This is a genomic window from Pseudomonas sp. NPDC087803 (assembly GCF_044742995.1).
GTDB lineage: Bacteria > Pseudomonadota > Gammaproteobacteria > Pseudomonadales > Pseudomonadaceae > Aquipseudomonas.
The window spans coordinates 1-12,614 of record NZ_JBIUVO010000010.1 but is presented as its reverse complement, the minus strand read 5'-3'; the positions used below and the strand labels follow the sequence as shown (position 1 = coordinate 12,614).

Annotated in this window: 10 protein-coding genes and 1 pseudogene; 8 read left to right on the top strand and 3 right to left on the bottom strand. The window is 61.0% G+C overall.

All coding sequences use genetic code 11. The features are described from left to right. Window positions 1-158 precede the first annotated feature (158 nt). On the bottom strand, window positions 159-1,808 hold the full coding sequence (locus ACIOUG_RS08920; protein ID WP_401064470.1) for an acyl-CoA dehydrogenase family protein: 1,650 nt from the start codon (window positions 1,806-1,808) through the stop codon (window positions 159-161). A gap of 97 nt (window positions 1,809-1,905) precedes the next feature. Next, entirely contained in the window at window positions 1,906-4,260 is a 2,355-nt protein-coding gene (locus ACIOUG_RS08915) for a 7TM diverse intracellular signaling domain-containing protein (RefSeq protein ID WP_401064468.1), read from the bottom strand. A gap of 441 nt (window positions 4,261-4,701) precedes the next feature. Here ACIOUG_RS08915 and ACIOUG_RS08910 point away from each other — a divergent pair, with 441 nt between their 5' ends. The 4 genes from ACIOUG_RS08910 (at window position 4,702) to ACIOUG_RS08895 (ending at window position 8,220) form a co-directional block, all read left to right on the top strand. Further along, entirely contained in the window at window positions 4,702-5,499 is a 798-nt protein-coding gene (locus ACIOUG_RS08910) for a hydroxymethylpyrimidine/phosphomethylpyrimidine kinase (protein ID WP_007960553.1), read from the top strand. Between the two features lie 18 nt (window positions 5,500-5,517). Next, complete coding sequence (gene thiE, locus ACIOUG_RS08905; protein WP_367085827.1) at window positions 5,518-6,141, top strand: thiamine phosphate synthase; 624 nt, start codon at window positions 5,518-5,520, stop codon at window positions 6,139-6,141. 15 nt (window positions 6,142-6,156) lie between these two features. Beyond that, entirely contained in the window at window positions 6,157-7,440 is a 1,284-nt protein-coding gene (gene hemL / locus ACIOUG_RS08900) for a glutamate-1-semialdehyde 2,1-aminomutase (protein ID WP_401064466.1), read from the top strand. Between the two features lie 225 nt (window positions 7,441-7,665). After that, window positions 7,666-8,220, top strand: a complete 555-nt coding sequence (locus ACIOUG_RS08895) for a tetratricopeptide repeat protein (RefSeq protein WP_047296791.1) — start codon at window positions 7,666-7,668, stop codon at window positions 8,218-8,220. A gap of 191 nt (window positions 8,221-8,411) precedes the next feature. Here the strand turns inward: ACIOUG_RS08895 and ACIOUG_RS08890 are convergent, their stop codons facing one another. Then, a complete protein-coding gene (locus tag ACIOUG_RS08890; RefSeq protein WP_003185742.1) occupies window positions 8,412-8,741 on the bottom strand; it encodes a DUF1820 family protein in 330 nt (109 codons plus the stop codon). A gap of 133 nt (window positions 8,742-8,874) precedes the next feature. Between ACIOUG_RS08890 and miaB the strand changes: the two genes are divergently transcribed. From miaB to ACIOUG_RS08870, 4 genes and pseudogenes are all read left to right on the top strand, one after another. Further along, window positions 8,875-10,203, top strand: coding sequence for a tRNA (N6-isopentenyl adenosine(37)-C2)-methylthiotransferase MiaB (gene miaB / locus ACIOUG_RS08885; protein WP_185022198.1), 1,329 nt, complete (start codon window positions 8,875-8,877; stop codon window positions 10,201-10,203). Window positions 10,204-10,380: 177 nt separating this feature from the next. Next, a complete protein-coding gene (locus tag ACIOUG_RS08880) occupies window positions 10,381-11,379 on the top strand; it encodes a PhoH family protein (protein WP_401064463.1) in 999 nt (332 codons plus the stop codon). Next, window positions 11,372-11,866, top strand: coding sequence for an rRNA maturation RNase YbeY (gene ybeY / locus ACIOUG_RS08875; RefSeq protein ID WP_135296630.1), 495 nt, complete (start codon window positions 11,372-11,374; stop codon window positions 11,864-11,866). The genes ACIOUG_RS08880 and ybeY overlap by 8 nt, the downstream gene beginning before the upstream one ends. Window positions 11,867-11,871: 5 nt before the next feature. Next, window positions 11,872-12,603: pseudogene (locus ACIOUG_RS08870) on the top strand (HlyC/CorC family transporter); the annotation flags it as partial. Window positions 12,604-12,614: the final 11 nt, after the last annotated feature.

Genomic DNA, 12,614 nt, shown 5'->3' with positions numbered 1-12,614 from the left:
ACGGGAACAGTGGCATGTTGGCAACCGCACAATATGTCGATCGCACACGGTCCCTTGTAGGAGCTGCCGCAGGCTGCGATCTCTTGATCTTGCTTTTAAAAAGATCAAGATCAAAAGATCGCAGCCTGCGGCAGCTCCTACAGGGGAGTTGTGTTAGGTCAGAAGCCTTGTGGGGTTGAGCGGGCGACGATGGCTTCAACGTCCACACCGCGCGGCAATGCACCGTAGACTCGGCCACCACCACTCAGACGGCTGGCAATGAACGCGTCGCTGACAGTCGAGTTACCGGCCTCCAGCAACAGCCTGGCCTGCAGCCCCAAGGCAATATCCTCGGTCAACTGCCGCGCCCGATACTGAATGTCGCTGGTGTCCTTGAACTGTGCCTGCAACTGCTGGATATGCGCGGCCAAGCGCTTGTCGCCATGCCCGTCGCCCAACTCGCTGAACAGCACATCGAGCACACCCGGCTCTTTCGACAGCGCACGCAGCACGTCGAGGCACTGCACGTTGCCCGAGCCTTCCCACGTCGAATTGACCGGCGCCTCGCGGTACAGCCGTGGCAGGATGCTCTCCTCGACATACCCGGCGCCGCCCATGCACTCGGCGGCTTCGTTGATCATTCCGGGAGCACGTTTGCAGATCCAGTATTTGCCCACTGCCGTGACCAAACGGGCAAATTGCGCTTCGTGGCGATCATCCAGATGATCCAGCGCCTTGCCCATGCGCAGACTCAGCGCCAGTGCAGCTTCGCTTTCCAGCGCCAGATCGGCCAGCACGTTCTGCATCAGCGGTTGCTCGCTGAGCAGCTTGCCACCGACCTTGCGGTGCGCGCAGTGGTGGCTGGCCTGGGTCAGCGCCTGACGCATCAAGGCGCTGGAGCCGACCATGCAATCGAAACGGGTCATCGCCACCATCTCGATGATGGTCGGTACGCCGCGCCCCTCTTCGCCGACCATCCACGCCAGCGCGCCGCGAAACTCGACTTCACTGGAGGCGTTGGACTGGTTGCCGAGTTTGTTTTTCAGGCGCTGGATGTAGAACTGATTGCGCGTGTCGTCCGGGCGATGGCGCGGCAGCAGGAAGCAGGTCAGGCCTTTGTCGGTCTGCGCCAGCGTGAGGAATGCGTCGCACATCGGCGCCGAGCAGAACCACTTGTGCCCGACCAGTTCATAGGCCTGACCGGGACCACTGGCGCCCACCGGATAGGCCTTGGTGGTGTTGGCGCGCACGTCGGTGCCGCCCTGTTTCTCGGTCATCGCCATGCCGATGGTCACGCCGGCCTTGTGCGCCATGCCGACGTTGCGCGGGTCGTATTCTGTGGCGAGGATCTTCGGCAGCCACTGTTCGGCCAGATCCGGCTGCAAGCGCATGGCCGGGACGCTGGCGAAGGTCATGGTCAACGGGCAACCGCTGCCCGCCTCGGCCTGGCTGTGCAGATAGCTCATGGAAGCGCGGGCGACATGCGCGCCGTCCTGCGGATGCGCCCATGGCAACGACGTCAGGCCATGTTCGATCGCAGTGCGCATCAGCTCGTGATATGCGGGGTGGAATTCCACTAGATCAATACGATGACCGAAGCGGTCATGGCTGTTGAATACTGGCTTGTTCTGATTGGCGAGAAACCCCGCTTCCATCAACGGCCCACCGGCCAGCGCACCGTAGGCGTCGATCCGCGACTCAGCCCAACCGGCGCCAAAGCGGCGCGACCACTCCTGCAATGGCAGGTCGATGCGGTACAGGTTGGCGCCATCCAGCGACGGTGGCTGGTTGGTGACTTCGTGGGTTTCGGCGAACTGATGCAGGTTCATGACGGGGCTCCTTTGGTCAGCCAGGGAATCCAGTTAAGCACCGGCCCGTGGCTGATCAAAGTGTCATATGCGCCGAACTGTCGGCGCTTTCACCCTATTACGCGCTGAGCACGCGACGCTCAAGTGCGGTCTGCAGGTCTTCGAATTTCACCGGTTTGTTCAGGTAATCAATGCGCGTGCCGGACGCACAGTGCTCGCGATCCGTGCCCAGCGCCAGCATGAACACCGGCAGATTGGCGCAGCCGGGCAGCGCATGGATCTGGCAGCACAACGACGCCCCTTCATGGCTGGGCAACTGGCAATCGATCAGCACTGCGTCGAAGGTTTCCCGTTGCAGACAGTCCAGCGCCGCTGCACCGTTGTCCGCCGTGCGTACGCGGAACCCCAGCTTGAGCAGCATGCCGCGCATCACCAGTTGATTGACGCTGTTGTCGTCCACCAGCAACACCGTGCAGTCCTGCGGCGCACGGCTGCGCTCGTGCAGCGCGTCCGGGGTTGGCGGCGCTTCAACCTGCGGCAGCTCGAACTCGACATCCAGTTGAAAACGGCTGCCGCTGCCAGGCTGCGAGCGATGGGTCAGCTTGCCGCCGAGCAGTTCCACCAGTTGCCGACAGATCGCCAGCCCCACGCCCAGCCCGCCGTATTCGCGGGTCATCGAACCGTCGAGCTGGAAGAAGCGCTGATACATCGTCGCCTCGCCCAGGTCGGTGAAGCCGATGCCGGTGTCGATCACTGCAAACGACAGCGCCAAGCGGTTGTCCGCCGCCGGTTTGCCGGTGACCCGCAGGGCCAGTCCGCCGACCCGGGTGAACTTGATCGCGTTGTCCAGCAGGCACTCCAGGCATTGCGCCAGTTTGGCGCTGTCGCCATGCAAGCGATCCGGCAGGGTCGGCAGCACCTCGACCTTGAAGTCCAGCGACTTGCTCGCCGCGTTGCCGTCGAACTGCACGCGCAAGGCCTCGACCACCGCGCGCAGGCTGAAGCTGCCCGGCGTCGCCTTGAGCTTGCCGGCCTGCAATTCGGTGAGGGTGAGGATGCCGTTGACCATACGCATCATGTCCCGCGCGGAACCGGCGGCGGTCTGGTGATATTGCTCCAGCTCCGGTTCCAGCTCGACGGTCTGCATCAGCTCCAGCGAACCGATCACCCCGTTCATCGGCGTGCGCAATTCGTGGGTCAGCGTCGCGAGGAATTCATCCTTGAGCTTGTTGCTGTGGGCCAGTTGCTGGTTGAGCACTTCGAGTTTCTGCCCGGCGTCGAACAGGGTCTGCGCCTGCTGTTCGCGCATGGCGTTGATGCGATCGGCCAGCGCCAGCGACAGCAGCGCGACTTCGATCGCCGAACCGATCTGGCTGGCGTACATGGTCAGGAACACGTTTGGCAGCAGGCCGAGCACCATCAGCGTATTGACGATGCCGCCAAGCAGGAACGCCGACCAGGCAATGATGAAATAACGCGCCACCCGCAGGCCGCGCCACCAGGCGAGGATCCCGGCGGCGAAGATCACCACGGTGAACACCAGCGCCAACAGAGTCGCCAGGCGCAGCGACAACGCGTAACTGGTCATCAGCGACAGCCCGACCACCAGCGCGCCAAACGCGATCAGGGCAATCAGCAAGCGGTCGAGCCAGCGGCTGTGTTTTTTGGTCTGCAGGAAACTGCGGGCGAACTGGCTGCCAAAAAGGCCGGCGCAGCCGATGAAAAACGGTGTGGAGGCGTTGGTCCACCACGGATTGTCCGGCCAGAAATACTCGACCGCCGCGCCGTTCACCGACAGTTGATAGAGGCCGAACGAGGCAATGTAAAAAATGTAATAGAGGTAGCTGGTGTCGCGCACGCTGAGGTAGATGAACAGGTTGTAGACCAGCATCCCCAGCAGCACGCCATAGATGATCCCCAGCACATACAGGCGCACTGGTTGATCTTCGAGGTACGCGGTGCTCGACCATAACGTCACCGGCGCCTGGATCGAACCTTCACTGGCCAGGCGCAGGTACACGGTCTGTTGCTGGTCGGGCGTAAACGTCAGGTCGAACAGGTAGTTGTTCTGCCGGATCTCGCGGCTGGCGAACGGCAAGGCGTCGCCGGTTTGCCGGATCAGCCGGTAGTCGCCATTGGCATCGGCCATATAAAGGTCGAGGTGATCGAGTGGCGGATACGCCAGTTCCAGCAGCCAGGTGCGCTGGGCGGCCGGATTGTTCGGACGGTAATGCAGGTCGATCTTCAGCCAGAACGCCGAGCGTGAGTAACCGGCATTGAGCGTGGCTTTATCGTGAGGTTTGAAATTGCCCGCCGCCGCTTGAGCGCGGACGTCGGCGATGTTCGCCTGACCACTCGGGTCTTCGAACACTTGCAAGGAGCGGCCCAGGGGAAGGCTCTGGGTATTTTCGTCGAACTCGACGGCGCTTGCGAGGAGGGGCAAGCAGAACAGCAACATCAGCAAATAGCGCATTGAAGCCCCAGCGTGGCTCGTCCGGTTGTGTCAGGAAGCCCCCCATTCCCTTTGAGTAGACGTAAAACCGGTATTACCTGTTTTTGGTTTGGATCCAGACTAGCATAGCCGTTGATGGCCATTGAGCACCATTAAAACTTTTCCGGCAAAGGCTCTAGAACGGGCGTTTCAGAGCAAAGCTGCGGACTAGAGCTGTTGAGTTGGTCAGCTCAATCATTGCGATCCGCTTTTGTGGCGAGGGAGCTTGCTCCCGCTCGGCTGCGCAGCAGTCGTAAAACCTGTAAATGCGCTGTGCCTGAATAAATGCAGGGGGCTGCTTCGCAACCCAGCGGGAGCAAGCTCCCTCGCCACAATGGTAGCTGCAGTGTTGTCCGACAATCTGCTCGCAAACACCGTCAGGACTGAACCCCAAAATCAGGTTTGGTGGTAAGCTCGCGCACCATGAATATCTACAGCTCCCGCCCCGTTGTCCTCTGTCTCTCCGGCCACGACCCCAGTGGTGGCGCCGGCTTGCAGGCAGATATCGAAGCCCTGCTCGCGCAGGGTTGCCATGCGGCTCCGGCCGTCACCGCCCTGACCGTGCAAGACACCGTCAACGTCACTGACTTCCGCGTCCTCGACCGTGAGTGGGTACTGGCCCAGGCCAATGCCGTACTCAACGACTCCGAAGTCGCTGCGGTCAAACTGGGCATGCTCGGTTCGCTGGAAATGGTCGACACCGTTGTCGAACTGCTTTCGGCGCACCCGCACCTGCCGGTGGTCTGCGACCCGGTGCTGCGTGCCGGCGGCGGCGGACGCCTGGGCAAGGATGAAGTCGGTTATGCGATGCGCGAGCGTCTGCTGCCGCTGTCGATCATTGCCACCCCAAACCTTCCCGAAGCGCGGATTCTCGCCGAATTGCCTGAAGGCACGGCGGACGAGTGCGCGGAAAAACTCCTGCCGTTCGTCAAAAACCTGCTGATCACCGGCGGCCATGGCGACGAAACTGAAATCCACAATCGCCTGTACAGCCGTGACGGCCTGCGTGAAACCTTTTATTGCCAGCGTTTGCCGGGCAGTTATCACGGCTCCGGCTGCACATTGGCCAGCGCCCTAGCCGGTCGGCTGGCCCAAGGTGAAAACCTTGCCAGCGCCGTGCGTACCGCACTGGATTACACCTGGCGCACCCTGCGTGATGCCGAACAACTGGGCAAAGGCCAGTTCGTGCCGCGTCGCCTGCCGCTGGATTTTTGCTCGTAACGTCGTGAGGTCTGCCTGATGAAACTCCGTGGCCTGTACGCCATCACCGACAGCACGCTGCTGGCGGGCAAGTTTCTGTCCTACGTGGAGGCGGCGCTGGAAGGCGGCGTCACCCTGCTGCAATACCGCGACAAAAGCAGCGACGAGGCCCGCCGTCTACGCGAGGCCGAAGCGCTGCGCGATCTGTGCGAGCGCTACAAGACCCAGTTGATCATCAACGATGACGCCGAACTGGCCGCGCGCCTCAATGTTGGCGTGCACCTGGGGCAGACCGACGGCCCGCTGTCGCCGACCCGCGCCCTGCTCGGCTCCAAAGCCATTATCGGTTCGACCTGCCACGCGCAGCTCGAACTGGCTGAGCAGGCCGCCAAAGAAGGCGCGAGTTATGTCGCCTTCGGTCGCTTCTTCAATTCCAACACCAAACCCGGCGCGCCAAGCTGCAGCCTCGATCTGCTCGACGAGGCCAAACGCAAGCTGCACCTGCCGGTCTGCGCGATTGGCGGTATTACCCTCGACAACGCCGCGCCGCTGGTGGCCCACGGGGTCGACCTGCTGGCGGTGGTCCACGGTTTGTTCGGTGCCGAGAGCACCGCCGAAGTGACCCGCCGCGCCCGCGCCTTCAACGAACTTCTGAAAATCTGATTTGAGAGCCCGAACATGTCTCGTTCCGAAACCCTGTTTGCCAATGCCCAGAAACACATTCCCGGTGGCGTGAACTCGCCGGTTCGCGCGTTCAAGAGCGTGGGCGGCACACCGCTGTTCTTCAAACATGCCGAAGGCGCCTACGTCACTGACGAAGACGACAAGCGCTATGTCGATTACGTCGGTTCGTGGGGGCCGATGATCCTCGGCCACAGCCACCCGGACGTGCTCGACGCGGTGCGCAATCAACTGCAACACGGCCTGTCCTACGGCGCGCCGACCGCGATGGAAACCGAGATGGCCGATCTGGTCTGCTCGCTGGTGCCGTCGATGGACATGGTGCGCATGGTCAGCTCCGGCACCGAAGCGACCATGAGCGCGATCCGTCTGGCCCGTGGTTACACCGGCCGTGACAGCATCATCAAGTTCGAAGGCTGCTACCACGGTCACTCCGACAGCCTGCTGGTCAAGGCCGGCTCCGGCGCGCTGACTCAAGGCGTGCCGAGCTCCGCCGGTGTACCGGCGGCGTTTGCCAAACACACCCTGACCCTGCCGTTCAACGACATCGACGCCGTTGAAAAGATGCTCGCCGAAGTCGGCCAGGACGTTGCCTGCATCATCGTCGAGCCAGTCGCTGGCAACATGAACTGCGTGCCGCCGGCACCGGGTTTCCTCGAAGGCCTGCGTGCGCTGTGCGACAAGCATGGCGTGGTACTGATTTTCGACGAAGTGATGACCGGTTTCCGTGTCGCCCTCGGCGGCGCTCAGGCGTACTACGGCGTGACTCCGGACCTGACCACCTTCGGCAAGATCATCGGTGGCGGCATGCCGGTCGGCTGCTTCGGTGGCAAACGCGAAATCATGCAGCGCATTGCGCCGCTGGGCCCGGTGTATCAAGCGGGTACGCTGTCGGGTAACCCGCTGGCGATGGCTGCCGGTCTGACCACGCTGCGCCTGATCAGCCGTCCGGGTTTCCACGACGAGCTGACCGACTACACCACGCGCCTGCTCGACGGTCTGCAACAACGCGCCGATGCGGCGGGCATTCCGTTCGTGACCACGCAAGCGGGTGGCATGTTCGGTCTGTACTTCAGCGGCGCCGACGACATCGTCACCTTTGAAGACGTGATGGCCAGCGACGCGGCACTGTTCGGGCGCTTCTTCCATCTGATGCTCGAGGGCGGCGTATATCTGGCGCCGAGTGCTTTCGAAGCCGGGTTTACGTCGATCGCCCACGGCGAAGCCGAGCTGAAAATCACCCTGGACGCTGCCGAGCGCGCCTTCGCTGCACTGAAGTAATTGCCGCCCCGCTGACGTTGGCCATCGCCAGCGTCAGCTTTCACCTACATCCACGCCGTTTTTCCCACGCCTCTGCTAAAAATCCGCCAGAAAGTGGGCGATATATTCCCCGCGCAGCAGAAAAACGAGTAAAGACTTTGTAAGGTTGGCCCTGCTTATTTCATAATGCGCGCTTATTGGATCCCTCGATGGGTCCGCGTGCCCTTCAGAGGTAAGTCGATTCCCATGAACCGCACCGGCCGCACCCTTGCCTTGGGCTGCCTGTTGCTCCTTCAGCCCCTGCTCGCGCATGCACAAGCAGGCGGCAACTCGTTGTTGATCCCGGCGATGGGTCGTTGCACCCTCAACACTCAGCCGCAAGACGTCACGCAGGCACTGGCCGCCTGCCAGAAAGCCGCTGACGAAGGGGATGCGCAAGCACAATACGAGTTGGGTGAGTTCTACTACGACGGCAAGAATGCGCCGCGCGACCTCAATCAAGCCCTGAGCTATTTCGAAAAGGCCTCGCTGCAAGGCCATGCTCAGGCACAGTTCAAGCTCGGCACCATGTTCTTCCACGGCGAAGGCGTACAGGCCAACAACATTCAGGCGTACATCGTGCTGAAGATGGCCGCGGTCAACGGCGCCGAAGATGCGCTGGACACCGCCGACGAAGTCTCGGAAAAAATGTCCCGTGAAGACCTCGAAACCGCGACCCAGGTGCTCGGGCAAATTTTCCGTAAATACCTGATGGAACTGCAGAACGCCGATGGGCGTACGCCGTTTTCACCGCTTCCCTAAATGTAAGCAGAATGAGCTCTGTGGTGATTACTCGTTGTGGCGAGGGGATTTATCCCCGATCGGCTGCGCAGCAGTCGCAAATCCATTCAGCGCGGTAATTCTGGAAGATCAAAGTTGCAGGTTTTGGGGCCGCTTCGCAGCCCATCGGGGATAAATCCCCTCGCCACAAGAGCCCCTCACTCAATCAGTTTTTACTTCTCAGGCATCGGCATCGGAAACGGCATCACATTGCCGACCGCGCCGCGGGCTTCGCTGATCTTCGGGGTGCCCAGACGTTCCACCTCGTCGATGCGCACGATCGAATGCATCGGCACAAAGCTGCGCACCACGCCTTCGAACTGCGCCTTGAGCTTCTCTTCGCTCGGATCGACGACCACTTGCGTGCGCTCGCCAAAGACGAACTCTTCCACTTCCAGAAAGCCCCACAGATCACTTTGATAGATCTGCTTGGCGTACATTTCGAACACCTGGCCCTGGTTGAGGAAAATCACCTTATAGATTGGAGCTTCGCGTTTGGTCATGGCGGGGGGATAACATCGGGGATAAAAATGAGGGCGCAAACTATAGCATAGCCGCCGGACGCACAGCGGTAGGAACCTGAGGGCTTGTTCCCTATAATGCGCGGTTCTTTGAATCACGTGACGACCCTACTCCATGGCCAAGAAGCTTTACATCGAAACCCACGGTTGCCAGATGAACGAGTACGACAGCTCGCGCATGGTCGATCTGCTGGGCGAACATCAGGCCCTGGAAGTCACCGCGCGCGCTGAAGACGCCGACGTGATTCTGCTCAACACCTGCTCGATCCGCGAACGTGCACAGGATCGGGTGTACTCGCAGCTCGGCCGCTGGCGTGAACTGAAACTGGCCAACCCGGACATGGTGATCGCCGTTGGCGGTTGCGTGGCCAGCCAGGAAGGCGCGGCGATCCGTGATCGCGCGCCGTACGTCGACGTGGTCTTCGGCCCGCAGACCCTGCACCGTTTGCCGGAAATGATCGACGCCGCTCGCAGCAGCAAGTTGCCGCAAGTCGACGTGTCGTTCCCGGAAATCGAAAAATTCGACCATTTGCCCGAGCCGCGCATCGACGGCCCGAGCGCTTACGTGTCGGTGATGGAAGGCTGCAGCAAATACTGCACGTTCTGCGTGGTGCCCTACACCCGTGGCGAAGAAGTCAGCCGGCCGTTCGATGACGTGATCGCCGAGATCATTCACCTCGCGGAAAACGGCGTGCGTGAAGTGACCCTGCTCGGGCAGAACGTCAACGGTTATCGCGGTACGACTCATGACGGTCGCCTGGCCGATCTGGCCGAGTTGATCCGTGTGGTCGCCGCCGTCGATGGCATCGACCGCATTCGCTACACCACTTCGCACCCGCTGGAGTTCTCCGACAGCCTGATCCAGGCCCACGCCGAAGTGCCGGAGCTGGTCAAACACCTGCACTTGCCGGTGCAGTCGGGTTCTGACCGGATCCTCGCCGCAATGAAGCGCAACCACACCGCGCTGGAGTACAAATCCAAGCTGCGCAAATTGCGCGCTGCCGTGCCGGGGATCTGCATCAGCTCGGACTTCATCGTCGGCTTCCCTGGCGAAACCGAAAAGGACTTCGAGCAGACCATGAAGCTGATTGCCGACGTCGGCTTCGACTTCTCCTACTCGTTCGTCTACAGCCAGCGCCCGGGCACCCCGGCGGCCGATCTGGCCGACGACACCCCGGAAGAGCTGAAAAAAGAACGCCTGAACGCCTTGCAGCATCGTTTGAATCAGCAAGGGTTCGAGATCAGCCGACAAATGGTCGGTTCGATCCAGCGCATTCTGGTCACCGATTATTCGAAAAAAGACCCGGGCGAGCTGCAAGGGCGCACCGAGAATAATCGTATCGTCAACTTCCGCTGCGATAATCCGACCCTGATCGGCCAGTTCGCCGATGTGCACATCGACGCGGCGCAACCGCACTCGCTGCGCGGCTCGCTGGTCCAGTAAAAACAAAAGATCGCAGCCTTCGGCAGCTCCTACATGGATTACATTTCTCTGTAGGACCTGCCGAAGGCTGCGATCTTGACAGTCTCAACGCCAAGAATATTTAAGAGCTTTCGCACCCACGCCACTGGCGTTATCCTTGATTTCATCTTAATTGCCCCAGGGCGGCTAAATACGACCTTGAACGCACCCATAGAACCACATCGTTTTATCCTCGAGCCCTTTGAGGCTCGCCGCTTCGCCAATCTGTGCGGGCAATTCGACGAGCATTTGCGCTTGATCGAACAGCGCCTGGCCATCGAGATCCGCAATCGCGGAAACCAGTTCGAGCTGATCGGCGACCCCAAGCACACCACGTCTGCGGAAAACCTGCTGCGCCGCCTGTACCGGGAAACCAAGGGTACCGAGCTGTCGCCGGACATGGTGCACCTGTTCCTCCAGGAATCGGCCGTGGTCGAACTGGACAACCACGCCCCCGCCGAAGCCTCCGTCGCCCTGCGCACCAAGAAAGGCATGATTCGCCCGCGCGGCTTGAATCAACTGCGCTACGTGAAGGAAATCCTCGGCAACGACATCAACTTCGGCATCGGTCCGGCCGGTACCGGCAAGACCTATCTGGCCGTAGCTTGCGCCGTTGATGCCCTGGAGCGCGAGCAGATCCGCCGCATCCTGCTGGTACGTCCGGCGGTTGAAGCGGGTGAAAAACTCGGCTTCCTGCCCGGCGACCTGAGCCAGAAGATCGACCCGTACCTGCGCCCGCTGTACGACGCGCTCTACGAAATGCTCGGCTTCGAATACGTGGCCAAGTTGATCGAACGTCAGGTGATCGAAGTCGCGCCGCTGGCCTACATGCGCGGTCGCACGCTGAACAACAGCTTCATCATTCTCGACGAAAGCCAGAACACCACCGTCGAGCAGATGAAGATGTTTCTGACCCGGATCGGCTTCGGCTCCACCGCCGTCATCACCGGCGACATCACCCAGGTCGACCTGCCGCGCGGCACCAAGTCCGGGCTGCATCATGTGATCGAAGTGCTCAAGGATGTTCCGGGCATCAGCTTCACCCATTTCCAGCCCAAAGACGTTGTGCGTCACCCGTTGGTGCAGCGCATCGTCGAGGCCTACGAGCGCTTCGAGACCCGCGTCGAAGCCGCCAAGGAAACCTCGCGCGATGCTTGAGCTGGATCTGCAAATCGCTACCGAAGCGAACGCCCCGAGTGAAGCCGACTTCCGCCAATGGTGCGAACTGGCCCTGCGCCAGCGCAGCGCCGACTCGGAAATGACCATTCGCCTGGTCGACGAGGAAGAAGGTCGTGAACTCAATCACACCTGGCGCCACAAGGATTACGCGACCAACGTCCTGTCGTTCCCGGCCGAAGTCCCGGACGAGTTCCTCGACATCCCGCTGCTCGGCGATCTGGTGATCTGCGTGGCCGTGGTCGAGCGTGAAGCCGCCGAACAAGGCAAGGAACTCCAGGCCCATTGGGCGCATCTAGTCATTCACGGCTGCTTGCATCTGCTCGGTTACGACCATATAGATGACGACGAAGCCGAAGAAATGGAAGCACTGGAACGCGAGTTGCTTGCCGAACTGGGCTATCCCGATCCGTACGCGGACGACGAAGCCGAAACCTCCCCTATCGTTACAACAAAGGATTCAGAGTAATCGCTATGAGCGAAGATCGATCGAGCAACGGGCAGAAGTCATGGCTGGGTAAACTGACCCAGGCTTTTGCCCACGAGCCGAAGAACCGTCAGGAGCTGCTTGAGCTGCTGCGTGATGCACATCAGAACAAACTGCTGGACAGCGAAGCGCTGGCCATCGTCGAAGGCGCCATTCAGGTGGCTGACCTGCAAGTACGCGACATCATGGTGCCGCGCTCGCAGATGATCAGCATCAAGGCGACTCAGACCCCTCGTGAATTCCTGCCGGCCGTGCTCGACTCGGCCCACTCGCGCTACCCGGTCATCGGCGAAAGCCACGACGACGTGATGGGCGTGCTGCTGGCCAAGGATCTGCTGCCGCTGATCCTCAAGGAGAACGGCGACAGCTTCAACATCAAGGACCTGCTGCGCCCGGCCACCTTCGTGCCGGAGTCCAAGCGTCTGAACGTGTTGCTGCGTGAATTCCGCGCCAACCACAACCACATGGCCATCGTCATTGACGAGTACGGCGGCGTGGCCGGTCTGGTGACGATTGAAGACGTGCTGGAACAGATCGTCGGCGACATCGAAGACGAGCACGACGTCGAAGAAGACAGCTACATCAAGCCGCTGCCCAGCGGTGACTTCCTGATCAAGGCCCTGACGCCGATCGAGAACTTCAACGAGTACTACGACAGAGAATTTTCCGACGACGAAATCGACACCGTCGGCGGTCTGGAGATGAGAGCGTTCGGGCACTAGCCAAAACG